This window comes from Verrucomicrobium sp. BvORR106 (assembly GCF_000739655.1).
GTDB lineage: Bacteria > Verrucomicrobiota > Verrucomicrobiia > Verrucomicrobiales > Verrucomicrobiaceae > Verrucomicrobium.
In genome coordinates, this window is the sequence record NZ_BATR01000102.1 from 28,907 (window position 1) to 54,360 (window position 25,454).

Sequence of the window (25,454 nt, forward strand, 5' to 3'; positions counted from 1 at the left end):
AATTCAGGTAACAACTTTTCCTCAAACCAAAGCAACGAACATCCCAATGAAACTAACGAAAAGAACGCTCCTCGCCCTGCTGCTCGGTTCCTGCACCTTCGCTGGTCTTTCCAGTGCCCGTGCGGAAAAGCCGGTGAAAGTCGCCGCTGCTGTGTATGGCCTGCGCTCAGAGTTCATGAAAGTGTGGACCGACTGGCTCAAGGAGCACCCGGAGGTGAAGAACGGCGGCGTGAAGCTCACCGTTTTCGACGGGCGCTATGATCCCAACGTGCAGAACGACCAGTTCGACTCGATCATTGTGCAGCAGTTCGATGCCATCATCTTTGTGCCCCTGGATATTGAGGCAGGCGGTCGCACGGTGACGAAGGCCATCAGTGCCGGCATCCCGGTGATCGGGGCCAATGCCCGTGCCAACTCCAAGGCGCTGACTTCCTATGTCGGCAGCAATGACAACGAGGGCGGTGCCATCGAGGCGCAGTACATCGTGGACAAGCTGGGAGGGAAGGGGAATGTCGTCATCCTGGAAGGTCCCATCGGCCAGTCCGGCCAGGTGGAGCGTCTCAAGGGCATCATGAGCGTGCTCGACAAGCATCCGGACATCAAGATCCTGGAGCGCAAAACGGCCAACTGGTCTCGCGCTGAAGCCCTGGCTCTCATGGAAAACTGGCTCACTGCGCACCCTGGCAAGATTCAGGGCGTCATCGGTGAGAACGATGAGATGGCCATCGGTGCCATCCAGGCGATCAAAGCCGCCGGACTCAATGTGAAAGACTTCGCCATCGTCGGGGTGGACGGGGTGAAAGACGCGATCCGTGCTGCCAAGGGCGGCGAGATGGTGAGCATCCTCCAGGATGCCAAAGCCCAGGCCCAGGGGGCGATGGACATCGCCCTGCGTGCGGTGCGTGGCGAAAGCTACCAGCCCCAGTCCGACATCTGGAAGCACTACGGGGACAAGCTGCCCTGGAAGGATGGCATTCAGAAAAACTATGACGTGCCCTGGACCATCATCACCGAGGCCAATGCCGACGAGGTGATGAAGATGGTCACCAACAAGTAAGCCCCACCAGCCCTGCTCACACTGCTGCAGGCTGTGGCAACGCAGCCTGCAGCAGCCAACAATTTGCCCCCAATTCCGACATGATCGCAACCCTGCCATCGTCCACTCTGTTCGCCAACGAATCCAAAAAAGAAGGTGCGGACTCTTCCGCGAAAGAAGCCGCCAGTCCCATCCTGCCCGCTACCATGAAGGCCGTGGTGGCCTATGGGCCGGGTGACTATCGCATGGAGACCGTGCCCACACCGGTGGCTGGTCCGGGCGAAGTCGTGATCAAAGTTAAAAGCACCGGCATCTGTGCCAGTGACATCAAGTGTTACACCGGAGCCCCCATGTTCTGGGGAGATGGCCAGAAGGAAGGCTACTGTCAGGCCCCCATCACCCCGGGTCATGAATTCGTCGGCGAGGTCGTCGCCTTGGGCGAAGGCTCGGCCGCAAAGTATGGCCTTGAGATCGGTGATCACGCCATCAGCGAGCAGATCGTGCCCTGCTGGAAGTGCCGCTATTGCGAGCGTGGCGAATACTGGATGTGCGCAGTGCATGATATCTATGGATTTCGCCAGCGCACGCCGGGCTCCTGGGCGGAGTATATGAAGTTCCCCGTTGGGGCGCTGAACTACAAGGTGCCGAAGACTCTCCCTCTGCACCACGCGGTTTTCATCGAACCCCTGGCCTGCTCCATCCACGCCGTGGAGCGTGGGGAGATCAAGTATCAGGATGTGGTGGTCATCGCGGGGTGTGGACCGCTGGGGCTCGGCATGGTGGCGGCAGCCAAGATGAAAGGGCCTGCCCAGATCATCGCCATGGATCTCAGTGAAGAGCGCCTGGAGTTGGCGCGCCGCACCGGGGCGGATGTGGGGATCAATCCCCGGACGCAGGACGTGGTTCAAATGGTGAAAGACCTGACCGGCGGCTATGGATGCGATGTGTACATCGAGGCCACCGGCCACCCCGCCGCGGTGGAGCAGGGGCTCAACATGATCCGCAAGCGCGGCACCTTTGTGGAGTTCAGCGTGATGCGTGAGAAGGTGACGGTGGACTGGACGATCATCGGCGACACCAAGGAGCTGAATGTGCACGGTTCCCACCTCGGTCCGCATTGCTACCCTGTGGCGATCCGCATGATTGAGCAGGGACTCCTGCCCATGGAAGAGATCGTCACGCACCGGATGTCCCTGGATGACTACCAGAAGGGGATCGACATGGTGCTCAGCGGGCTGACCTCGGTGAAGGTGACCCTGGAGCCTTGATCTCCAAGCTGTGAGGCGGGGATGGGCGACTAGCGTCCATTCCCGCCTCCCCGTGTAGATTCTCCTGACAAATTCACCTTCAGGATGTCAGATGGGGATCGTGTCTGCTCCCCGACTCTTGAAGACCCGCAACGCCATCATTCTGCTCATCGCCCTGGTACTCGCGCCAGTGCTGCTGCTGGCGGGGCTGCTTTATGCGTCCAAGCAGCGGGTGCCGCCTCCTGACACCATTCATTTTCAGGAGGGGGTGGTGTATGGCAAAGGGGGAGATCAGGATCTGAAGCTGGATCTGGCCCGGCCCAAAGCGGACAGCGCGGCCAAACGACCTGCGATCGTGATGATCCATGGTGGAGGCTGGACCGCGGGAGACAGACGCGATTTTCACGGGCTGCAGTTTCATCTCGCTCAGGCGGGTGTGGTGTGTGTGACGGTGCAGTATCGCCTGGCTCCGAAGAGCAAGTTTCCAGCTCAGGTGGAAGATGTGAAGTGCGCCGTGAGGTGGCTCCGGGCTCACGCAGATGAGTACGGGGTCGATCCGGAGCGGATAGCCGCCTTGGGAGCCTCCGCAGGGGCTCATCTGGCCGTGATGCTGGCCGTCACCTCGGATCAGTCGCAATTGGAAGGCGTCGGGGGGAGTGCGGGGTTCTCGTCCAAGGTCGTGGCCGCCGTAGGCTTGGCTGGCCCTTACGATCTGACTCTGGCGTATGCCAACAGTCCCAGGCAACGGGCTCAGGAAGGGCAGGCGGTGCGGGGAATGCTGGAAGGCTTCTTAGGCGGTACTCCTGCTCAAGTGGCGGAGGCTTATCATGCTGCCAGCCCGGTGAGCTATGTGCGGAAGGAGGTGGCTCCGTTGTTTCTCTGTCACGGCGAGCAGGATCCCCTGGTACCGGTGGAGCAGGCGGATGTGATGGTGGCCAAACTCCGCGAGGCGGGGGCTGAAGTGGAGTATGTGAAGATCTCGGATGGTTCGCACGACAGTTTCGGCAAGGACCAGGAGCAGCACCTGTTGAAGATGGTGGTGTTTTTGCGGCGGAATTTGAAGATGTAGAGCGGGTGTGGAGACGAGGGGCGAACAAGGACCAAACGACGGACAGGCTGCATCGCGGGATCACGTGAGGGGCTCGCAATACGATGGGCCTACCGCTCCGCGGTAGCACTGCTTGGGGCTATCCACGGGTAGTCCTCGCTAAGCTCGGCCGATCCGTGGCTACTCATGGTGAACCCTCCGGGTTCGATGCAATCGCACAAGCGGAGGGAGTTTGCCTGTAGAGATGCTGAGAACCAAGGAGCGGCGGTTTGTGCCTTAAGCACAACCGCCGATGGTAAGCGAAGCGGGTGATGTGCCCTTGGTGTTTGATGGTTCTGGACCAGAGGGGCCGGCAGTCCTTGGATGACGAATGATGCTGGCGCCGATCAGGGGTAAGGGGACATATCCCCGGCAGGCGAAAGCGGCGTCGAGCCGCCAGCACTCCAAGACGCTTCGCGACACTTGTGCGCGCTGGTACTAAGGGTGTTTTGCCTGACATGTTCACTCATCGCGGCAGCGTCTTGGAGACGTGTAGCGGGGCACGTTACCTCAGCGTCGCTTCACGATACTCACGCGGGGTGCAACCGACATGTCTGCCAAACGTTGTTGTCAGATGGCTGTGGCTGGAGAAGCCCGTCTCGTTCGCGATCGTGGTGATATCCTTCTCCGTCGCAACGAGCAGGTGCTGCGCCCGACGCAGTCGCTGCCGGATCAAGTACTGCCAGGGACTGGTTCCAAAGGTGGAAAGGAATGCGCGGTGCAGCTGGTGTTCCCCAAGCCGGGCCTCCTGGGCCAGCTCGGCCAGCGTCAGCGGGGCGGAGAGATGCGCGTGCAGATAGCGCCTCAGGCGGCGTGCCTGCGGGGCATTCAGTGTCGCCCGGTGGAGGCCTTGGCGCTGTGGTAGCGGCTCTAGGGAATAAGCTTGCCGGATCCTCGTGTGCAACTGGTCCACCAGGCTGGAAATGGCCGCGGCTTCAAGATCGCTGGTCGGGATGGCGTTGTGCCAGCGGGCCAGTTCCAATAGATTGTGGTGCAGCGCGGGATCGGCGGTGCCCTCCACTGCGGTCATGTCGGTGACACGCTCTGTTTTGGGGGCTGGAGTATCCAGGCTGGTTGGGGAGAGTGATAGGATGGCATACTCTGCCATTTCGCCGGTGAGGTAGCTGGCATAGCGTCTTTCCGCTGGGATGGTCCACACTTCACCGGGCAAGGGAGGTCCCGATGAACCTCCGCGTCCCTCCAACTCAGTCTCCAGCGTATCGATCCAGCCCCCCAGGTGCACAATGACATGGTGACTGGGCGCTCTCAGCTCCCAGACTTGAGGAGTGGTTACCACGTCCCGGCAAAACCGCACTTCCACCCCCGGTCTTGACCATTGCCACAGTGTGCCCGTGGCATCGCTTGATGCATGCACGGGATTGTCTGCGTGACAGTGCCGGTGCGGTTGAGCCTGCATGGTGGCAGTAAGCTGCACCGCATCAACCGGGGGTGGCAAGGCAAAATTTTGCGGGGATTTTGAAAGCGCAAAGCACGGTGCTGAAGTGAAGTCGAGCTATGGCTGGAAGCGTGTGCGGACCCGCGCCGGTTGCTATCACAACATCGTTCTAGTTATTCCAATTTCATCCCCCCAAGACCTATGAACAACCACAGCATCCATGGTAAAGTGGCCATTGTCGCTGGTGGTGCCAAAAACCTTGGTGGTCTCCTCAGCCGTGCATTGGCTGAGAGAGGCGCCAAGGTGGTGGTCCACTACAACAGCGCATCAACCCAGAAAGATGCGGAGGCGACCGTTGCCGCCGTGCAGGCCCTGGGCTCGGAAGCGATCGCCGTGCAAGGTGATCTCTCCGTGGTGGCCAACAATGCGACTCTCTTCGAGGAAGCCGTCAAGGCGTTTGGCAGTGTGGACATCGCGATCAACACCGCCGGTCTGGTCATCAAGAAACCGATCGCGGACGTGACGGAGGAGGACTTCGACCGGAGTTTCAACGTAAACGCCAAGGCGGCCTTCTTCTTCATCCAGGAGGCTGGGAGGAAGCTCAATGACCATGGCAAAATTGTCACCATCGTGAGTTCTCTCCTGGCGGGCTACACGGGCTTCTATTCCATCTATCCGGGCAGCAAGTCTCCGGTGGAACATTTCACGCGGGCGGCCTCCAAGGAGTTCGGTGCCCGGGGCATTTCGGTCAATGCACTGGGGCCTGGTCCCATGGAGACGCCGTTCTTTTACGGTCAGGAGTCGGCAGAGTCCGCCCATTACAATCAGACCGCCGCGGCATTGAGCCCATTCACCAAGACCGGTCTCACGGATCCTGGCGACATCGTGCCTACGGTGCTGCACTTGGTGTCAGATGGCTGGTGGATCACCGGTCAGACGATCTTTTCCAACGGTGGCTACACGACGAGGTAATCCCTTCGTTCGAAGCTGGTGATGGTAGGGGAGAACCATTCGGAGATTGACTCTGGCATGGTTTTCCCTTCCATCGTTGCCTGTGGAGGGCGAGCGTGGCTCTCCGGTTCATCTTGTCGTCTATGAGCGATTCCGAGTCTCTGCCGTCGTCTGCTTCTGTTGCCTCCTCTCCTTCCGGCCATGGTCATGGGCATTCCCATGGGGCCGCTTTGGGAAAGTTTCGAGTTCCCGGTAGCCTCTTGCGGGTGCGTGATGGGCATGAGGCTCGGGTTTCGTTCGTCGAGCTCTTCTTCGACCTCATCTACGTCTTTGCGGTCACCCAGCTCTCCCATCATCTGCTCCACGATCTGTCGGTGTTGGGGGCGCTGGAGACGCTGGTGCTGATGTTCGGAGTGTGGCTGGCCTGGCAGTACTCCTGCTGGATCACCAACTGGTTTGACCCTGAAACCAAGCCAGTCCGGCTCATGCTCTTTGGTATCATGCTGGCAGGGCTGGTCATGGCGGCCGCCATCCCGCATGCCTTCAAGAACGGTGGGCTGGCCTTTGCCATCAGCTACGTGCTCATCCAGGTGGGGCGCACCCTCTTCTGTCTGGCGCACCTGAAGAAGGGCCACGAGTTGACGCCGAACTTTCAGCGCATGCTGGGCTGGCTGGTGATCTCGGCCGTGTTCTGGTTGAGTGGTGCCTTCGCCAGTGGCGGTGCCCGGCTCGCTCTGTGGGCGGTTGCGGTCTGCTGCGAGTACTTCTCGCCCATGTTTGGGTTCTGGCTTCCCAAGCTGGGCCGATCACGCACTTCTGAATGGACGGTGGAAGGCGGTCACATCGCCGAGCGGTGTCAGTTGTTTGTCATTGTGGCACTGGGCGAATGTCTCCTCATCACCGGGGCCACGCTGAGCACGGCGAATCACTTTGATTCATCCTTGGTGATCGCCTTCCTGGCGGCCTTTGTCGGCAGTCTGGCGATGTGGTGGGTGTACTTCGACACCAGCAGCAAAGATGGATCAGAGGCCATCGTGCACTCCAGTGATCCGGGGCGCATTGCGGCCTACTACCACTACACCCATGTCACCATGGTCGCGGGCATCATCCTCAACGCCGTGGCCAGCGAACTGGTTGTGGCGCATCCGCATGGACATACCACGCTGACATCAGCCTTGGTGCTCGGGCTCGCCAACGTGTTCTATCTTGGAGGTAATGCTCTGTACAAGACCGTTGTGTATGGCCGCGTGCCCAGATCTCATGTGGTGGCGGTGCTGGTACAACTGGCGCTGATTCCCGTGTTCATGAGGTGGCATCTGGCCACCGCCGGAGCCGTGGCCACGGCGTTGTTGTTGGTGGTCGCGGTGTGGGAGGGATTGTGCGTGAAGCGGGTGGTGGGGGATGCGGTGAAAATTAGGAATTAGGAATGATGAATTAGGCTGGCGACATCGGAGGCGGGAATCGCAGAGGTTCTGCACTTGTCCGGTGGACGGATGTGTCAAAGTCGGTGCTTGTCATGGGCATCTCGTTTTGTGATGATTTCATTCAACCATGAGCACTCCCGCACCCCCGGAGCTTCCGCCATCGCAACGCCCACCCAACGGCCGTGAGACTTACAACGCGGTCACGGACATTGTAGGAGGGCCCAATGTTCGTCTGAAGGACAACTTGTTCCAAGGGGGGGCCATTCTTGTGTGCTTGCTGTTGGGAGCTGGCATCGGAGCGTGCTGGACCAGCTCCTGGCCGGGCTCCATCATCATCGGAGCCTTTGGGGGGCTTCTGGTGGGGTTGTTTGGCAGCGGGATTTTTCTGATGATCTTTCGCGCTGTGCGTCATCAGCAGGGCCGTCATGATTGAGATGGGCATGCCTTGAGCCGCCGCGGCTTTGCGGCTGGTAAACAAAAAACGGCCGGTCTCGCGACCGGCCGTTTTTGCAGTTTACATCAATTTCCGGGATCCCCGCCTACTTCTTCGACAGCGCCTGGAGGTAGTCCAGCAGGCTGGCGAATTCCTTAACGGTCAGGTTCATGACCAAACCGGGAGGCATCATGGAGATGGGCAGCTTTTCGCGCTTGGCGATGTCTGCCACCTTGTAGGTGAACTCCTGGGAGGTGATGGTGCGGATCTTCACCTGGTCAGCGGACTCGAGGGTCACGAAACCAAGCTGCTGGGTGCCGTCCTTGAGCGCGAACATCTCCGTGGCGAAGCCTTGGGCGATGGTCTTGTTCGGATCAAGGATGGCCATGGCCAGTTCCTCACGCTTGTAGGTCTGGGCGATGTTGCCCAGATACGGCCCCTTTTGGGGTTCGTCTTCACGCGTGGTGTGGCAGGCCACACAAGTCTGGCGGGTGAAGAGTTGCTCACCCAGCTCTGCGTCACCCTTGGTCTTGAGGACCTGGGCGATCACGTCAGCCTGCTGCAGGGTGCTGATGAGCGGGCCGGATTCCTTGGTCTTCTTCTCCAGCTTCATGGCTTTGGCGGCATTGGTCGCGGCGGCGGCCACGGCCTTGTCCGAGTCGTCCAGAGCGGCGATCACCTTGTCGGCATAGGGGTTATGCTTGAGCATGGCCACGGCCTTGAGGATCTGCACACGACGCTGGGGATTCTGCCAGCCCTGATCAAGAGCCTTGCCGGAGAGCTCGCGGGACTCGGGGCTGCCGGTCTTGCGGGCGCTCAGATTCAGCAGGGCGGCATCGGCCCAGAGGGCGGCCGGGGTTCCCAGCTTTTCAGCTTCCAACTCGAGGAGTTGATGGTGGTTCTCCAGCTTGGCGGAGTTCAGGAACGCGTTGCGGGCGGTTTCCTGTTCCTTGCCTGCATCCTTCATCCCGTTCAGGGCCACGAGGGCACCGAGGCTTGCTTTCACACCGTCTGCGCTGTCCGTTTTGGTCAGGGCCACGATGGCCTGGGACAGGACGGTGGGGGATGCGGGAGGGTTCGAGGAGGCGGCGCTGATGAGCAGCGGGATGCCGGCGGCCGGGATGGTCTCGGCATTGGCCAGTTGACCCACGGCGTCGGGCAGCAGTTTGCTGTCCTTGGCGGCGAGGGTGAGGATGCGCTCCAGAGCTTCGTTGAACTGGATGCGGTTGCGGTTCAGCTCGCTCACCAGATAGGCGGCGTCTTCCGCAGAAGCCTTGGCCAGCGCTTCCTTCAAGGCCGCGGCAACCTTCGGCGACTCACCCCAGGCTTCTGGCTGGTAGTAAGGTCCGCGGGTGTCGGGACGCGTGCCCCAGGAATCGCCCTTCCACTCGCCTTCGGTGAAGTGCAGGCGGGCCAGGGCGGAGAAGATGCCTTTGCGCAGGGCGGGATCGTTGGCCTTGTCCAGGCGGGCGATCAGACCGTCCACCACTTCCGGCTTGTGAATCATCGCCAGTGCGCGCAGTGCCCCTTTGCGGGCAGTGTCGTCAATGACCTTCTCCACGGAGCTGTCCGTCGGGTTCGCGTCAATAATACCGAAGAGGTCCTTGCTCGCGCCGGACATGCCCAGCGCACGAATGGCCACGTGACGGGCCACCTCGTCCTGCTTCGCGTTGAGGAAGCGGGCAATGTTCAGCGGGCCGCGGGGGGCCTTGTCCGAAAGGGACAGAAGCGTGCGGGCCATCTGCACAGAGAGACGGGAGTCTTCGTAGATGGAGGTCGTTTTGGTGGAAGCCGCGACGTTCACGGTGCCAAAGGGCATCACGCTCTCATGCAGTTCGGCGCGGTAGGCATTGGCCACCACCTGCCAGTCAGCCTCGGTCTCGGGGGAGGCCAGGCTGACGACGAAGTCGGACGGATCCTTGGCGCCCAGGCGCATCGTGTAGATGGCCGCGATGCGGGCTGCAGGGGACAGGTCCTTGTTGCGGAAGGTGCCGGCGAGATCAATTGCGACCTCTTTCGTGGCCTTGCGACGTACCAGTTCACGCTCGGCCTCGATGCGGCGGCGATAGCTGGGGGAGGACAATTCTTTCACCAGCTCGGCATTGGCAGCCTTGGCGTAGTTCGGCAGCGGAGCGGCCTTGAAGTCCTTGGGCTTCACACGCACGACATAACCGACGTTGGGGCCTTCCCAGTTGAAGGTCGCACCCTTCCAACTGGCGCAATAGACGTTGCTGTTGGCGTCCACGTCCGCATCGGTGGGGCGGGTCATCTTGATGAAGGGCTGCGGTGCAGCCGTCTCTTCATAGGTGGAGCCTTTGACCTTCACGGTGTGATGCCAAAGGGCACCGGTGCCCCAGTCAGCCGTGAAGGGGGCGTTGCTCCATTTGCCGAAGCCAGGCTCATCAATGTACACGGCGCCGCAGCCGGAGCCGCCGCCGTAGTCGGCGAGGGGCGTGATGGCCTCGTCCGCGAAGTTCTTGTAGAGACGGGGATAGCCGTGGTTCTCCAGGCCGGTGAAGTGGTGGAAGCGCACGTTCCAGCCGCCGCCATCGTTCGTGTTGTCGCGGGCAAAGATGTCCATGGTCGGGCTCACGGCCACTTCCAGGATGTTGCGAGTGCCGGTGGAGTAGATTTCCAGGCCGGTGCCGTCAGGGCGTACGCGGATGACACCGCCGCCACGATGCTGCACCTTGCGACCGTCCGTGCCTTCCGCCTGCATGAAGCCAAAGTCACCGCCAGCGATGTAGAGCCAGCCGTCCACGCCGAGGCTCAAGCCGTTGGTGGTGTGGTCTGCGGGACGATCCGCAAAGCCGAAGGCGAGGTTCTTCACCAGCACCTTTTGTTCATCAGAAACGCCGTCGCCGTCCTTGTCGATGAAGACCGAGAGGTGCGGCGGGTGCACGAGATAGAGGCGGTCGTGATCCCAAACCAGACCACGGGGGGAGTCCACGTCTTTGACGAACTCCTTCACTTCATCCGCACGGCCATCGCCATCCACATCCTTGAGGCGGATGATGCGACCCCGCTTGGGATTGCGGCCCAGGGAGCCGTTGCCATCGCTGGAGACGTAGAGGGTGCCATCGGGAGCGGCAGCCACATAGACTGGGTAGTTCACTGCGGGAGGAGAGGCGAACACTGTTGCCTCGAACCCATCCGGAACTTTCACGTCCTTGAGCACCTCTGCTTCCTGCTCGGCCGTCAGCTTCACGATCTTCGGCGTGATGTTGCCTTCCTTGGCGAACTCGCTGCTGTTTTTCTCGTCTTCCTTCTTGGCCTGCGCCTTATCTTTGGCATCGACCTTGGCTGCGATCGACTTGATGCCGTCGCCCTTCAGGGAGATTTCTCGCACGCTCACCCAACCAGTGGAGGCTTTGCCCTCCACCGTCAGCTTCACGTACTTCGCATCTTTGGCGATGAAGCTGTGCTCGGTGTCACCACCTTTGGGGTCCTTCGTCGTGTCTGCCACCACGGTCCAGCTCTTGCCGTCGGCGGAGGTCTCTAGCTTGTGGGGGTAGATAGGAGCGTTGCTCTCCCAGACGATCTTGGCGCCGCTCAGGTTCTGCGGCTTGTCGAACTCCAACTGCAACCACTGCGGGCGGTCACCGCCGTTGGCGCACCAGCGGCTGTCCTTGCTGCCGTCCACGGCTTTCCAGGCGAAGTTGGATTTGCCAGTTTCCTCGCTGGATGCGGTGACCTTCACTTGAGTGGCATCCTTGGCGGCGGCGGGCGGCGCGGCAGGGGCGGGCGCCTCGGCTTTCGGAGCCGGCGGGTTGGCCTTCACGAAGGTCACCTTGTTCTCGCCGGTGTAGGGCACGAGGTAGGCGGGATCCAGCTTGCCAGCGGCCCAGAGCACCCCGCGGGTGAGCAGATCCAGATAGCGGGCATCGGCCACGGTGTCGTTGTTGTGACCGATGGTGGTGCTGAAGCTTTTGGCGCCGGACTTCTCATTGGTCCAGGCCACAATGTACTCCACATCCTTCACGCTGCCGTCCTTCTGTTTGATGGACTGCTTGCCCATGGCCAGCGGGTGGGCATCGAAGATGTTGACGTTGTTGTAGAGCTCCTCCTTGATCGTCGTCCAGTCCTGGAGCGGCTTGGTGATCGGGTGCTCGGAGTCAACATAGCGTATGGCGACAGGCTCCTGCGGACCGTGACCGGTGGACTGCAGGCCCAGGTGCTTGAACCAGGCGTCCGATCCCGTGCGGAAGCTGTGCATGGCGCAGTGGAGGTGCACGGCGGGTATGGTCTTGTGCGCGTCCAGCACCCGCTGGAGCACGGCGGGATCCTTGGAGCCCGCGGCACATTCATCATGGATGATGATGTCATACCCCTTGGCCCAGTCGGCGTTGTCATACAACGGCAGGGGCGGGGTGGTGCTCTTGTCATCCGTCCAGATCACATCAACCTGGACGTTCGCACGCGACTGGATGCCCTTACTCAGGATCTCCTGTTGTTTGGCGTAGTCATGGCAGCATCCCCCTGCGATCAGGAGAGCCTTGAGCGGCTTGGATTTGGCGTCGCCCGACTGTGCGGGCAGCATGTGGTAAGAGCTGACCGCAGCCAGCGCGAGTGGTATCAGGAACAGTAGGCGTCGCATAAAAAGCGGAGAATGGGACAGAAAAGTACGGAAGTGAATGGCGGATTTTGCTGGGTTTGCCATCTTTGCGAGGAATTGGGCAAAACCAGACACCGACTTGTAACCTTCGGCCACGAAAAAGGGCCATCCAGTGTGAATGACGCTGGATCTGGAAGTGGGACGTTACTGAGGAATAGGAGCCGATTCCTGGCGGGATTGCTGCTTGATCCTGAGAAGGTTGAGCGAAATGGTGCGCAGAAGTACCAAGGGTGCTCCAAGTTTTTGCTTTTTTGCCCTGTTCTGATCCTCCATGCCTTTTCCCCCGGTCGCTGACTCTGCCCTGCCTTCGCGCTGTGCCCGCTGCGGCACGCCGGAGGTGCAGTGGGAGGAGATGACCTTCTGCCCCCGATGCATCCGGGAGTTTTCGGGGTCAGACCGGCTGGGAAAAATCGGCCCCTATTCGCTGGAGACCCTGCTTGGGCAGGGGGGCATGGGCTATGTCTATCTCGCGTGTCACGACAGCACGGGAAGGACGGTGGCGCTAAAAACGCCCCGGCTGGAGGGACGGGATCGCGAGTTGTTCTACCGGAGGTTCCTCCAGGAGGCCAAGGCCCTGTCTGCCCTGGACCACCCGGGCATTCTGCCCATCTACGAGGTGGGGGAGGAGAATGGCGAGCCGTGGTTCGCCATGAAACTGGCAGAGAGTGGCACCCTGGCGGACCTGATGGCCAGTGGGAAGGGGCGTCTCGATCAACGGGAGGCCGCCTCCATGCTGGCGGACATCGCCAACGCCGTGCAGTACGCGCATGACCGAGGCGTGCTGCATCGGGACCTCAAGCCCCACAACATCCTGTTGGACGAGCGCGGCCAGGCCATGGTGGGGGACTTTGGGCTGGCCCGTTGGGAGGGGCAGGAGTCAACCCTGAGCGTGACCCTGCTGGCTCTGGGGACGCCTGAGTACGCTGCCCCAGAGTTGGCGCAAGGCCGGGCCCCCCTCGGCAGCGGCAGACATCTACTCCCTGGGGGCGGTCTTGTACCATGCCCTGGCGGGGCATCCTCCCTACCGCGGAGCCAATCCGGCGGGCACCCTCACATTGGCGGTGGAAGGCCGGGTGGAACCCTTGACCCAGCAGGGCATCGCTGAAGATCTTTGGCAGGTGTGCCGCAAGTGCCTGGAACCAGATCCTGCGGACCGCTACAACACGGCTCGCGAGCTGGAGACAGACCTCCGCTCCTGGCTCGCGGGAGCGCCGGTCAGCGTGCGTCGTCTCTCGCCCACGGAGAAACTCCGCCGTGTGGTGCGGCGCAATCCCATGGTGACGGCCCTTTCTCTGACTACCGCCCTCGCTCTCGTGCTGGCTCTGGCGGCGGTCGTGGTGGCGGATCGGCGGGTGCTCAACTATGAGCGGGAGCGGGGTCAGATGGCGGGCCGTCTGGCTGAGGAGAGGCTCCACACCGCCCGCCTTGCCCAAGTGGAGCTTTTGCTCTCCAGCCAGCGTCCGGGTCAGCGCACCAAGGCGTTGGAGATCGTGAAGGAAGCGTGGCAACGCAAACCGGAGCCCGGGTTGCGGGAGTTGGCGGTTCGAGCTCTCACCCTGGGAGACTTTGTCCAGCAGGAGGGGCCTACGGTCCTGCCGCGGCGCTTCAGCCTCCCACCGGGCCCCAAGGAGGTGGTTTCACTGAATGGCCAGCGCCGGGCCAGACTCCGGCCATCAGATGATGACGGGGATCTGGTGCAGATCGTGAATCCCGCCGGGAACGAGGAAACCCTGCTCAAGCTCGACGGCAAACTCCTGGCGATGACCTGGAATACCGAGGGCGATCAGCTCGTGCTCGCCTGCACGGCCATGCGGACCTATCGCTGGCGGGCGGGATCGACCGAGATGGAGAACCGACTGCGCCCCAGAGACAGTGCCACCATCGGATTTGTCTGGCATCCTGGCGGCAGGCACATTGCGTGTGTGGCGGCCGATGGCGTGTTGTGGATCTGGGACCTGGATCGGGCGGATGATGTGATCGCCGAGTCTCTGGGCGCGGTGGTGGATCCGCTGCCTGAATGGAAAAGTGAGGGGCGCGAACTCGCCTGGCAGGATGCCAATGGTGCCCGTCGGCAGATGAACGTGGTGCTGCCCACCGGGGTGCGTGTCCTGCGGCGTCAGAGTGACGGACTGCGGCGCGAGAACTTCTCCACGATCGCGGTCGATGCCCGGCGTGAGCAGGTGCTGTGGTCCACGGGGAATGGCGTTCAACTGTGGGAGCCAGCGGTAGGTCGGCAACGCCAAGTGGCCCCCAAGAGCGGGCGCGAATGGATGGGGGCCCGCTTTACTGCGGAGGGCATCCAGACCTGCGGCTGGAACTCTGGCCTGCGGGGGCTGACGGATGCGGAGCTCGCCAGCGGCGGGGCTCTGCCGGATCGCCCCGGCGTGTCTCCCTACGTCGGAGCCGTGCTCATGGCGGGATCCGAGAACGGGTGGCTGGCGCTGCTGCAGGGGCCGCTCCAAAGGTTTGCCGTGGTGAAGCCGGGGACCAAGGGCGCTCGTCCCTTGCCGCAGCCACTGCCCTACTCGGTCACCTTGAATCATGATGGCACCCGCGCCGCCACCAGTAGTTTCCAAAATCCCGGCGTCGTGATCTGGGACATCTCTGGTCCGGGCATGAGCGCGCGCAAGCTGCAGGAGCTGGCCGAGGTGGAGCCTGCGGCCTCGCTGACGTTTTCACCGGATGGCAGTCGTTTGCTCACGGTCAGCAATCACCGCGGTGCAGTGTGGAACGTGACGAGCGGGGAGTTGATCGCCAATCTGGGAGCGGGGGAGTCGTTCAACCAAGGGGCGTGGCTGCCCGATGGTCGTACTGTGGTGGTGCAGAATGGGCGGGGCGCTCAATTCTACTCCGCTGCAGATGGTAATCTCCTGGCCCGGCTCCCGCATCCCGCGCCCCTGGCCGGGGATGAGCACGTGGCCATGGCGGTGGATTCGAGGAAAAACTGGATCGCGGAACAGCTCGAGGACAGCTCTGTGATTCTGTGGGACTGGGATGAGCTGCAGCGCGAACTGACTCAGCTCGGCATGTGGGAGTGATGGCGACGGGGGCGCTGGAGGAGCTTGTCGAATCCGGTAGCTTCACCGCTTAAAAGCCAATGCCATTGGGGAAGTATGCCGTGGGCAGGCTTGATGAGGCCGGGCCTTCAGCCCTCTGGAGTTTTTTGTGATCAAAACCTTGGGCGTTGCCCAAGGCTGTGATGAGGCCGGACCTTTGGTCCTCCTGAGGCAAAGCTTTTGCACCGACAGGCAAAGCTGGAATCCCATGCCTTTTCTCTGATGGCATTGGTCCCTGCCGACGCTTTCGGCAGGGGCTGCTTCTCCTTCGCCGGTTCTACTCCGCGTGATGCGTGGTGATGAACGCCTTCAGCGCTTCCACATCGGCAGGGAGCGGATTCGTGACCAAGGGGAGTGCCTTCAGCGCCTCCAGCGTGGGGTGCAGCGGCTCCTGACCAGTGGATTGCGTCACCACCTCGGGGAACTTGGCCGGGCTGGCGGTGGCGAGCACCACGCTGGTGCGATCTGTGGCCATGTCGGTGAAGGCGCAGGCGGTATGCGGGTCGGCGACATACTGATACTGCTGCCAGATCCGGGCGATGGTTTGCGCGATGGCATCGTCCGCCATGCGAGAGGCCCGGAAGGTGCCTTCTGGGGAAGGAAGCAGGACTGGAGCCCCGGACTTCATTGCGCCCATCACATCGCGGACGCTCTCTGGATCTTCATCTAGAAGGAAGTAGAGGAAGCGCTCGAAGTTCGAGGCTGCCTGGATGTCCATGCTGGGAGCATAGCTGGGCTGGACCTCACCGGGCACATATTCGCCCTTCGTGAAGAAGCGGTACAAGATGTCGTTCTGATTGGTCGCCACACGGAAGCCCACGTCCGGCAGGCCCATGCGGTAAGCCATCCAGCCGGCGAGGACGTTGCCGAAGTTGCCCGTGGGTACCACGAACTCGACGTTCTTGCGGTTTTCCTCTGGCAGACGGAGCCAAGCCCAGATGTAGTACACGCACTGGGCGAGCACGCGGGCGATGTTGATGGAATTGACCGCCGAGAGGTGCTGGGATGCGGCAAAGGCGGTGTCGCCAAAGGTCTCCTTCACCATGCGCTGCGCGTCATCAAAGGTCCCCGGCACCGGAATGGCGAAGACGTTGGCGGCACCCGTGCAGGCCATCTGGCGCTCCTGAAGGGGAGCCACCCGGCCTTGGGGATAGAGGATGAAGATGTTGATGCCGTCCTGGCCCATGCAGCCGTGGATGGCGGCCGATCCGGTGTCGCCGGAAGTGGCGCCAAGGACGGCCAGCCGATGGCCGGTGTGGGCGACCTGGCGCTTGTACAGCAGGCCGAGGAGCTGCAGGGCAAAGTCTTTGAATGCCAGGGTGGGGCCGTGGAAAAGCTCCAGCACGAAGGTGCGGTCATCCAGCTTCTTCAGCGGGGCCACGTCCGGGGAGTCGAACTTCGCGTAGGCCTGAGTGGTCAGCCCCAGCCATTCCTCGTGCGGGATATCGGGGGCAAAAAGGGTGAAAAACTCCGCGGCCAGTTCGGCATAGGAGAGCGTGGCCCACCCGGCCAGTTTGGTGCTGATGTCCGGCCAGGATTCGGGCAGGAACAGTCCGCCATCAGGTGCCAGTCCGGCTTCAACGGCTTCAGCAAAAGTGTGCGGGCGGGTTTGGCCGCGGGTGGAAATGTAGTGCATGAGGTGGGCGTGCAGAGGGGCGGGAAAGGTGCCTCAGAATGGGAAAATTCAAACTTCAAAAACCAAACTTCAAGAGGATCGAGCTTCTCGAAGCCCCGGCCATGCTCGTTTGAATTTCGGCATTTGAGATTTGAAGTTTCCCCGCCGGGGCGTTCGCCATTTGCTTTTCGGCTATTTTGACGGACATAGACGGTCCGCCATGCTGACCCTGCGCAACGTTACCAAGTCCTTCAACAACCGCGTCCTGTTTAAGGATGCCTCCATGACCATCAACTATGCCGAGCGTGTGGCATTGGTGGGGCCAAACGGGGCAGGGAAATCCACGTTGTTCTCCCTCATCCTGAAGAATGACACGCCGGATGCGGGTGAGATTGAGCGTGATGAGTGGACGACGATCGGCTACCTGCGCCAGGAAGCGGAGCCGACGGGGAACGAAACCATCCTCGACGTCGCCACGGGCAAAGCTGGGGAAATGGACCGCCTGGAAGCGATCCTGAAGAAGTGCGAAGCGTCAGGGGACGTGAGCTCCGCAGAATATCTGGAGGCGCATTCCCAGCATGAAGCGCTGCACAACCCCCAGGCAGAAGCGAAGGCCAAGAAGATTCTGAAGGGATTTGGGTTCAGAGACGTCGATCAGGATCGTCCGGCCAAGGAGCTTTCCGGTGGCTGGATCATGCGCGCCCACCTGACCCGCCTGCTGGTGATCGAGCCCGATCTCCTGCTGCTGGACGAACCGACGAACCACCTCGACCTCATGTCGCTGCTCTGGTTCCGCAACTACCTCAAGAATTATCCCGGTGCGGTTCTCCTGATTTCCCACGATCGCGACTTCATGGATGAGATCATCGAGACCACCTATGACATCGATGAGGGCAAGCTGATCTCCTACACAGGGAACTACTCTGACCATGTGAAGCAGAAGGAGGAAGCCTGGGAGCGGGCCACTCAGGCCTATCGCAATCAGCAGAAGGAGATCGAGCACATCCAGGATTTCATCGACAAGTTCCGCTCCGTGGCGTCGAAGGCTTCCCAGGCGCAGAGCCGTGAGAAGCAGCTCGCGAAGATGGAGAAGCTCGACAAGCCCAAGCCGCTACGCAAGGCCTTCCGTTTCAATTTCCCGCAACCCACCCGCATCGGCCAGCGCGCCATCGGGCTGGAAGGCATCCACCAATCCTACGGCGAGAAAAAGGTGTACAACGGCCTCGATCTCGATATCGAGCGTGGCGAGCGCACCGTTCTGGTGGGGCCGAACGGCTCGGGTAAATCCACCCTGCTGAAGATCATGGCGGGCGTGGTGCCGTTCCAGAAGGGCGAGCGCCGTCTGGGTGCCAACGCCAAGCTGGGCTATTTCTCCCAGCACCGCGCGGACACGCTGGATCCGGAGAAGACCATCCTGGATGAGGTGCGTGACTCTGCCGCGGATCTGCGGGACGACGACATTCGCGCCATTCTGGGCAGCTTCCTCTTCAAGCGGGAGGACGTGTTCAAGAAGACCAAGGTGCTGAGCGGGGGCGAAAAGAGCCGCCTGAACCTGGTGAAGTTCCTCGTGAACCCGCCCAACCTGCTTCTCATGGACGAACCCACGACGCACTTGGACATCTGGAGCATCGAGGGCCTGATCCTCGCCCTCCAGCGGTTCGAGGGAACGCTCGTGTTCATCAGCCACGATGTTCACTTCATCCGCTCCCTGGCGACGAAGGTGCTGCACATCAACACCGGTCATGTCACGGCGTATGCGGGTGATTATGACTATTACCTGGAGAAGAGCGGCATGGAGGAAGATGCGAGGGCAGCGGCCGTTCTCTAGACAGGATTGACAAGATTTTTAAAGGATTAACAAGATTCTCCGGGTCTTGGGTCTTGGGTCTTGGGTCTTGGGTCTTGGGTCTTGGGTCTTGGGTCTTGGGTCTTGGGTCTTGGGTCTTGGGTCTTGGGTCTTGGGTCTTGGGTCTTGGGTCTTTCGTGGCGCGTTATCTCATGAACCCGGAGGGTTCGCCATGCGTAGCCATGGGTCGGCCGAGCGTAGCGAGGACTACCCATGGAACACTGGACGAGGTATTCTACCGCGGAGCGGTAGGCCCATAGCGGCCAAGAGACGAACTGGGTCCATCGCGGAATGACCTCGGCGGTCGGCAACACGATGGGCCTACGGCTCCGCGGTAGAGGATGAGGGGGCGCGCATCCATGGGTTTCACTCGCTTCGCTCGCTGCACCCATGGCTACTCATGGTGAACCCTCCGGGTTCGTCACGGGAGGTGGTGGCCGGGTGATTCGCCAGGGAAGATGCCACCCACGCACACCCCCTTGAAAATTGAAGTTTGAGGTTTGAATTTTGAAGTTTCCGCTTCGATCTTCCCTCATGGCCCTTGGAACCAAGAATCGCCTGCAGCAAACGGCTCAGGAGTGCCGGCAGTACCTTCGCGAATCTCACGCAGACCAGCGGGAACTCGTGGAGGAGTACATCCTTGAGATCGAGGGGCCTGAACACGCGGCGGATCCCACCCAGTGGAACCAGTTCGTCGATATCAAACGCAGCCGGGCGGAGATGCTCCAGCGTCTGGATGCGGCTTTTCAGCAATGGCTGAACGGCTGACGGGCTGTCACCGGGAGCCTTCCTCAGGCTGGCAGCGTCCGGCCGGTCTTTGAACACGGGTGCTGGCGCTCCGTCAGAGGTCATGATAGCTTGGCTCCACCATGCACATCCTGGAACAACTTGGTGTCGCGCTCGGGCTCGCCTCGCTGGCGGGGGTGAACTTGTATCTCACGGTCCTGCTGGCTGGTCTGGCGGTGCGGTTTGACTGGCTTCATCTGGCTGCCCAGCATCAGAGTTTGGAAGTGCTCGGGCACCCCGTGGTGCTGTTCGTCGCAGGCTTGCTCTTCTGCCTGGAGTTCTTTGCTGACAAGGTACCGTGGGTGGATTCTCTCTGGGACAGTGTGCACACCTTTATCCGTCCGGTGGGCGGCGTACTGCTGGGGCTGGAAGCGGTGGGGGACATGCCCCTCTACGTAAAGGTCACGGCGGCCCTCCTGGCGGGCGGGGCAGCGCTCACCACTCACGGGGCCAAGGCGGGCACGCGTCTCATCGTTAATCAATCGCCGGAACCTGTCAGCAATGTAGCGGTGAGTGTCTCTGAAGATGTGGCGGTGGCTGGTGGGGTGGCTCTGACGCTGCTCAATCCCATGGTGGCGCTGATCACCTTTGGCGGCATCCTCATCATCCTGTGGATGCTGCTGCCTCGTCTCTGGCGCGCTTCCAAGGCGGCAGTGTGGCTGGTGTGGAAGAAGCTGCGCATGCCAGGCATGCGACGGGCTCTGACCCAACCTCTGGAACTTGAACGACGGGTCAACGATGACCTTCGAGATCTGCTACAGCTTCAGGTGGGCATTGATGAAAATGATGTGCTGGCCACGGTGCGCTGCCTCAGTGGCAAAGGCCGGGGTGTGCGCGGGCTCAGCAGCAACCTGCCAGGTCTGCTGGTGCTCACCCGTCAGAAGGATCACCTCTACTTTGCCGCCAGCAAGGGCTTGAGTGACCGGGTCTTCCGGCTTCCGCTGGAAGGTGTGGAGATTCAGACAGACTCCCGGTTCTTGAGTGAGAACCTGGTGCTGGAAGGGGCTGCCTATCGGGCGGTCTTCCGTTTCCCCAGAGGGGAGGGGGACGTGGTCGAGACGCTGGCCCTGCGTCTGCAGGGCGCCCCCTTGCCCCAAGACAAAGGGGTGGAAGCACCGGTGGTTTCAGGAGGCAAACAGGTCCGGATCAAGCCGGGGACGGGACAGTTGCCCCCCGTTGACCTGGATTCGCCGACTTCACCCATGCTGCGGCCCATTCCTGCCCCCTCCGGGGTAGCAGAGGTCGCTGCGCCGTCCGCCCCAATACCAGCTCCGGATCTAGTCAAGGTTCCCGATTCGAAAGCACCCGAGTCCGTCAGTCTGAAGCCGCTGGTCCTGCCGCGGCCCAGTGTGAGCAGTGAGGTGGTCCTGCGCCCTCTGGATGACCCTCCCGCGATCAGCGAGATTCAAGCCGATCTCCCAATCCCGACAGAATCCTCAAGTGCCGAGGCCGACAAGCCGACGGCTGGAACGGAGCCCAAGAAAGAGTCCCTGCCTGCCTTCCCCGCGCTCCCCTAGACTGGGTTGAGCAGGGCTTGTGACTTTTTTGTTGCACAATAGTGCCGCCCAACCTTCGGCTCCTTCCTATATGAAGAGGGATATCAGCGCTGCGGAGTTTTGACGGTGGTGGACTCTCGTCCGTCGGTCCGACGGCCGGCTGAGCTCCGCCAGTCATGTCCCACCCCCAACGTTCCAAGTCCTCTGCGGCCACCCCGCCTGTCGTTTCCCGCAAGCTGCCACATCCCTCTGAGTTCCTGGCAGGGTTGGTCACCTCCCTGGTGGGATTGGTTTACAGCATCTCTTGCGCCGCCCTCGTTTATTCCGGGAACCTGACGCCGTGGCTCAGCTACGGGATGGTCAGTGCCCTGGTGACGGCCGTCATTCTGGGGCTCGCGGTGGCATGGCGGAGTTCGTTGCCCTTTGCCGTGGCGGGGCCGGACACCCGCGCGGCGGCCATTCTGGCGGTGGCGGTCTCTGCGGTGGCGGGCAAGGTTGGAGGAACCAACCCCATGACGGCGTTGTGGCTCACCGTCATGACCAGCGGTCTGAGCACGGGCGTCATCCTCTTTCTCCTCGGCCAGTTCAAGGCCAGCCGGTTCATTCGGTTTATTCCATACCCGGCCGTGGGGGGCTTTCTGGCGGGCACTGGGTGGCTGCTGGTGACGGGGGCCTACAAGGTGATGACGGGGCAGGTCCTGACCTCACAATCCCTGACCGCTTTCATGAACAGCCCCTCCACGCCCATCTGGATGGCGGGTCTGGGGTATGCACTGGTGGTCCTGGTCTCGACTCGTCTGATTACGCACTACTTGACGTTGCCGTTGCTGGTAATCGGCGGACTCGGCGTGGCCTACGCGGTCGCCTGGTGCATGGGGGTAAGCGTGCCGCAAGCCCGGGAGATGGGGTGGTTTTTTGACATGCCGGCTCCGGTCTCTTTCTGGGAGCCATGGCAGCAGCTTCACCTGGATCCCAATCTGGGATCTCTCATCGCCTCCCAAGCAGGGAACTTCGTGGCACTCGCGATGGTGATGGCCATCACCATCCTCCTCTCGGCCACAGGGCTGGAACTGAAGACCCGTCGGGATGCGAACCTCGATCTGGAGTTGCAGGTGAATGGCTGGGGCAACCTGATCTCGGGCATGGCGGGGGGGATGGCTGGTTGTCTCTCGATCAACCGCACTCTGCTCAATCACCAAGCGGGGGCTCGCACCCGGCTCGCCGGCGTGCTGGTGGCGCTGGTGTGCGCCGCTGTGCTGGCGTTTCAGTGGCCGCTCCTCTCCTACACTCCCAAGCCGCTCCTGGGGGGGCTGTTGTTATTCCTCGGCCTGAGCCTGTTGCACGAGTGGCTCATCCTCAACTGGAGCCGGCTTTCCAAGGTGGACTATGGGATAGTGGTGGTCATTCTGTTGGCCGTCGCGAGCTTTGGCTTCCTGCCGGGGATGTTGCTGGGGGTGGTGATTGCGGCCATCTCCTTCGCCGTCAACTACAGCCGGATCAATGTGGTCAAGCATGCCCTCACCGGCTCTCAGCACCGCAGTAATGTGGAGCGGTCCCCGGCGGCGGAGCGCTACCTCCAGGAGCATGGGCGGGAGATTCAGATCTTCTGGCTGCACGGGTACCTTTTCTTCGGCACGGCCAACCGGTTGGTGGACGATGTGCGGCGGAAGATTCGCGGCGCGGACGGAAAGCCGCCCGTGAAGTACCTCATTCTCGACTTTGCCCGGGTGAGCGGCATGGACTCCTCTTCCGTGCTGAGCTTTGCCAAGATGCGGCAGACCGCTCGTCAGCATGACTCGGTAATCCTGTTCTCCCGCGTGCCAGTGGCCCTCTCTGAGAAGCTTCATGGAGAGACTCCCAGCAACGAGCGGACGCGAGCCTTTCATGATGTGGACCGGGCGTTGGAGTGGTGCGAAGACCAACTGCTGGAGCACGCCGACCGGGAGCGGACCCAGTACAACGGCCTGTTGGATCTGGTGAATCAGCAGTTCGGCAGCAACACCATGGCGCGCTCTTTCATCGAGTATTTGGAGCGTCTGGACGTCACGGCTGGCACTTATTTGTGCCGGGAGGGCGAGGCCTCCACGAGCCTCTTTTTCGTCGAACGGGGGAGGATCTCCGTCATTGTGGAGCTGACCAATGGGCAGCAGAAGCGTCTCCGCTCCATGGGTGCGGGCACGGTGGTGGGGGAGATGGGGCTCATTCTCGGGACGCCACGTTCGGCCGCGGTGGTGGCGGATCTGGACAGCCGGGTGTACCGCCTCACGGCCGAGTCCCTCCGTCTGATCCAGATCGAGGTGCCGGAGATTGCCGCAGCCTTCCAACAGTTCCTGCTTCGCCTCCTCGCCAGACGGCTCGTGGCGGCCAATGGAGAAATCAAAGCGCTGCTGGATTGATTTCCCGTGGAAGCAATGGGGTTTGTTTGCGGTTGAGAATCAATTGGTTGTGATTATGTGTGCAGGTTGCCTCTTGCACAAATCATCCTTCAGTGCATAGATGGCCTTCCCGAAACATGGGTCGCGGCAAAGCGCGAAACCCCTCCAATGTCACAACAAAAATCTTCGAGCTGGACGCTGGCGCTGGTCGCCCTTGGGGTGGTTTACGGGGACATTGGGACGAGCCCGCTCTACGCCTTGCGCGAGTGTCTGCATGGTCGCTATGAGGCGGGGAATGCGCTGACGGTCCTGGGTCCGGTCTCCCTGATGATCTGGTCGCTGACCATCATCGTGATGATCAAGTACCTGTTCCTCCTGAGCAAGGCGGACAACCAGGGGGAGGGCGGGATCTTTGCCCTTTACTCCTTATTGCGTCAGCAGAAGGCGGGTTTGAGCAAGCGGGCTGTTTCAGTGTTGAGTCTGATCGCTCTCGTGGGTGCGGCGCTGTTGTATGGCGATGGCATCATCACCCCGGCCATCTCCGTTTTGGCGGCGGTGGAGGGGATCGAGCGGGTCAGCCCAGGGCTGCCGCATTGGGTCATTCCCGTGATTGCGGCCTGTATTCTCCTGGGGCTCTTCCTGGTGCAGCGACACGGTACGGGTCGCATCGGGGGCAGTTTTGGTCCGGTGATGCTGGTCTGGTTTTCGGCTTTGGCGGGCCTTGGTCTTTGGCATCTGCTGCGCGATCCCAGCATCCTCTGGGCGCTCTCCCCTCACTACGGGGTGCAGTACCTTTGGTATGAAGGGGCCCAATCCTTCCACATCATGGGGACGGTGCTGCTGGCAGTTACTGGGTGTGAGGCTTTGTATGCGGACATTGGCCACTTCGGCCGGGAGGCGATGAAGCGCTCCTGGGTGTACGTAGCCTATCCTGCTCTGGTCTTGAACTACCTCGGCCAGGGGGCTCTGCTCCTGAACAATCCCAAGGCTGCGGAGCATCCCTTCTACAGCATGGTGGAAGGTCACCTGCTGATCCCGCTGGTCATCCTGGCCACGATGGCCACCATTATCGCCTCCCAGGCCATGATCACGGGGGTCTTCTCCCTCACCCAGCAGGCGGTGCAGTTGGGCTTTGTGCCGCGGCTCAAGATCGTGCATACCTCCACCGATGTCCGCGGCCAGATCTACATGCCGCAGATCAACACGCTGCTCTGCGTGGCGTGTCTGGGATTGGTGCTGTACTTCAAGGAATCTTCCGCCCTGGCTTCGGCCTACGGTCTCTCAGTCGCCTCGGACATGGTGCTCAGCAGCATCCTGCTCTTCATGGTCATGACCCGCCTGTGGAAGTGGGAGACCTGGAAGGCGGCGATCCCGATCGCGCTCTTCCTGCTCCTCGAGAGTGGCTACTGGCTAGGCAGTATCTTCAAGCTCTTCCACGGCGCGTGGATCCCGCTCATCATCACCGGCCTGCTCTGGATGCTGATGAAGACTTGGCGGGACGGTCGGGCCATTCTCATCAAGCGGGTCACCCGCAGTCTGGTGCCGGTGGTGCATCTGGTGGACGAGATCAAGCGCGGCAAGATCCATCGCGTGCAGGGCATTGGTGTGTTCATGTCATCGTCTGGCGATGGACTTCCCCTGGTGCTGCTGCACCATCTGAAGCACAACAAGGTGCTGCATGAGGTGGCGGTGTTGCTGACGGTGAAGTTCGAGGAGGAGCCCTTCATCGACTCCGAGCGCCGCGTGGAGGTGGTGGACCTGCACGAAAGCTTCTTCCGCGTCATCCTGCACTACGGCTACAGTGAGTCCCCTGAGGTGATGCGCGACATGTGCCGCGCCCTGAAGGACCGCGGGATCACGAAGCTCAATGATATGAGCTTCTACCAGAGCCGCGAGCTCCTGCTGACCGACGGCAACGGCCGCATGGCCACCTGGCGCAAGAAGCTCTTTGTCTTTCTCTCCCGAGTGGCGCGTCCCGCCACGGGCTACTTCCAGCTGCCTTCCCGGCAGGTGATTGAACTGGGTATTCAACTCGAACTCTGATCGACGTAATACGCCGCCTTGCTGGCATGAACCCTGTTCACAATCCAC

The 25,454-nt window shown here is 61.5% G+C and carries 16 protein-coding genes; 13 read left to right on the plus strand and 3 right to left on the minus strand.

Annotated features, from left to right (window positions below; genetic code table 11):
• Positions 1 to 46: 46 nt before the first annotated feature.
• The 3 genes from BV106_RS17775 to BV106_RS17785 all read left to right on the plus strand — a co-directional run bounded on the left by BV106_RS17775 (position 47) and on the right by BV106_RS17785 (position 3,352).
• Positions 47 to 1,057 (plus strand): substrate-binding domain-containing protein, encoded by a 1,011-nt coding sequence (locus BV106_RS17775; RefSeq protein ID WP_038166934.1) that lies wholly within the window; start codon positions 47 to 49, stop codon positions 1,055 to 1,057.
• Between the two features lie 185 nt (positions 1,058 to 1,242).
• A complete protein-coding gene (locus BV106_RS17780; RefSeq protein ID WP_038166985.1) occupies positions 1,243 to 2,304 on the plus strand; it encodes a zinc-binding dehydrogenase in 1,062 nt (353 codons plus the stop codon).
• Positions 2,305 to 2,422: 118 nt separating this feature from the next.
• Positions 2,423 to 3,352, plus strand: coding sequence for an alpha/beta hydrolase (locus BV106_RS17785; protein WP_265595807.1), 930 nt, complete (start codon positions 2,423 to 2,425; stop codon positions 3,350 to 3,352).
• Positions 3,353 to 3,875: 523 nt separating this feature from the next.
• Here BV106_RS17785 and BV106_RS35800 read toward each other — a convergent pair.
• Complete coding sequence (locus tag BV106_RS35800) at positions 3,876 to 4,826, minus strand: AraC family transcriptional regulator (protein ID WP_081891876.1); 951 nt, start codon at positions 4,824 to 4,826, stop codon at positions 3,876 to 3,878.
• 141 nt (positions 4,827 to 4,967) lie between these two features.
• Between BV106_RS35800 and BV106_RS17795 the strand changes: the two genes are divergently transcribed.
• The 3 genes from BV106_RS17795 (at position 4,968) to BV106_RS17805 (ending at position 7,574) form a co-directional block, all read left to right on the plus strand.
• Positions 4,968 to 5,738 (plus strand): SDR family oxidoreductase, encoded by a 771-nt coding sequence (locus BV106_RS17795; RefSeq protein WP_038166935.1) that lies wholly within the window; start codon positions 4,968 to 4,970, stop codon positions 5,736 to 5,738.
• Between the two features lie 209 nt (positions 5,739 to 5,947).
• Positions 5,948 to 7,141 carry a low temperature requirement protein A gene (locus BV106_RS17800; RefSeq protein ID WP_038166937.1) on the plus strand — a complete coding sequence of 398 codons (1,194 nt, stop codon included), beginning with the start codon at positions 5,948 to 5,950 and terminating at the stop codon, positions 7,139 to 7,141.
• Positions 7,142 to 7,268: 127 nt separating this feature from the next.
• The gene (locus BV106_RS17805; RefSeq protein ID WP_038166938.1) at positions 7,269 to 7,574 is read left to right on the plus strand and encodes a hypothetical protein; all 306 of its coding nucleotides are present in this window, start codon (positions 7,269 to 7,271) and stop codon (positions 7,572 to 7,574) included.
• 106 nt (positions 7,575 to 7,680) lie between these two features.
• On the opposite strand, the gene BV106_RS17810 is transcribed toward BV106_RS17805, so the two are convergent.
• Complete coding sequence (locus BV106_RS17810) at positions 7,681 to 12,171, minus strand: discoidin domain-containing protein (protein WP_038166939.1); 4,491 nt, start codon at positions 12,169 to 12,171, stop codon at positions 7,681 to 7,683.
• A 289-nt stretch (positions 12,172 to 12,460) separates the two neighbouring features.
• Here BV106_RS17810 and BV106_RS17815 point away from each other — a divergent pair, with 289 nt between their 5' ends.
• Both BV106_RS17815 and BV106_RS35805 read left to right on the plus strand, forming a co-directional pair.
• On the plus strand, positions 12,461 to 13,294 hold the full coding sequence (locus BV106_RS17815; RefSeq protein WP_051946004.1) for a serine/threonine-protein kinase: 834 nt from the start codon (positions 12,461 to 12,463) through the stop codon (positions 13,292 to 13,294).
• Positions 13,182 to 15,227 (plus strand): hypothetical protein, encoded by a 2,046-nt coding sequence (locus tag BV106_RS35805; protein ID WP_265595808.1) that lies wholly within the window; start codon positions 13,182 to 13,184, stop codon positions 15,225 to 15,227. The genes BV106_RS17815 and BV106_RS35805 overlap by 113 nt, the downstream gene beginning before the upstream one ends.
• A gap of 295 nt (positions 15,228 to 15,522) precedes the next feature.
• Here the strand turns inward: BV106_RS35805 and thrC are convergent, their stop codons facing one another.
• The gene (gene thrC / locus BV106_RS17820; protein WP_038166940.1) at positions 15,523 to 16,881 is read right to left on the minus strand and encodes a threonine synthase; all 1,359 of its coding nucleotides are present in this window, start codon (positions 16,879 to 16,881) and stop codon (positions 15,523 to 15,525) included.
• 199 nt (positions 16,882 to 17,080) lie between these two features.
• Between thrC and BV106_RS17825 the strand changes: the two genes are divergently transcribed.
• The 5 genes from BV106_RS17825 to BV106_RS17845 all read left to right on the plus strand — a co-directional run bounded on the left by BV106_RS17825 (position 17,081) and on the right by BV106_RS17845 (position 25,406).
• The gene (locus BV106_RS17825; RefSeq protein ID WP_038166941.1) at positions 17,081 to 18,688 is read left to right on the plus strand and encodes an ABC-F family ATP-binding cassette domain-containing protein; all 1,608 of its coding nucleotides are present in this window, start codon (positions 17,081 to 17,083) and stop codon (positions 18,686 to 18,688) included.
• 552 nt (positions 18,689 to 19,240) lie between these two features.
• Positions 19,241 to 19,474, plus strand: a complete 234-nt coding sequence (locus BV106_RS17830) for a hypothetical protein (protein ID WP_038166944.1) — start codon at positions 19,241 to 19,243, stop codon at positions 19,472 to 19,474.
• A 101-nt stretch (positions 19,475 to 19,575) separates the two neighbouring features.
• On the plus strand, positions 19,576 to 21,009 hold the full coding sequence (locus tag BV106_RS35810) for a DUF4126 domain-containing protein (RefSeq protein WP_051946006.1): 1,434 nt from the start codon (positions 19,576 to 19,578) through the stop codon (positions 21,007 to 21,009).
• A 155-nt stretch (positions 21,010 to 21,164) separates the two neighbouring features.
• On the plus strand, positions 21,165 to 23,384 hold the full coding sequence (locus BV106_RS17840) for a SulP family inorganic anion transporter (protein WP_038166945.1): 2,220 nt from the start codon (positions 21,165 to 21,167) through the stop codon (positions 23,382 to 23,384).
• A gap of 147 nt (positions 23,385 to 23,531) precedes the next feature.
• Positions 23,532 to 25,406: a KUP/HAK/KT family potassium transporter gene (locus tag BV106_RS17845; RefSeq protein ID WP_038166946.1), complete on the plus strand. Its 1,875-nt coding sequence runs from the start codon at positions 23,532 to 23,534 to the stop codon at positions 25,404 to 25,406.
• Positions 25,407 to 25,454: the final 48 nt, after the last annotated feature.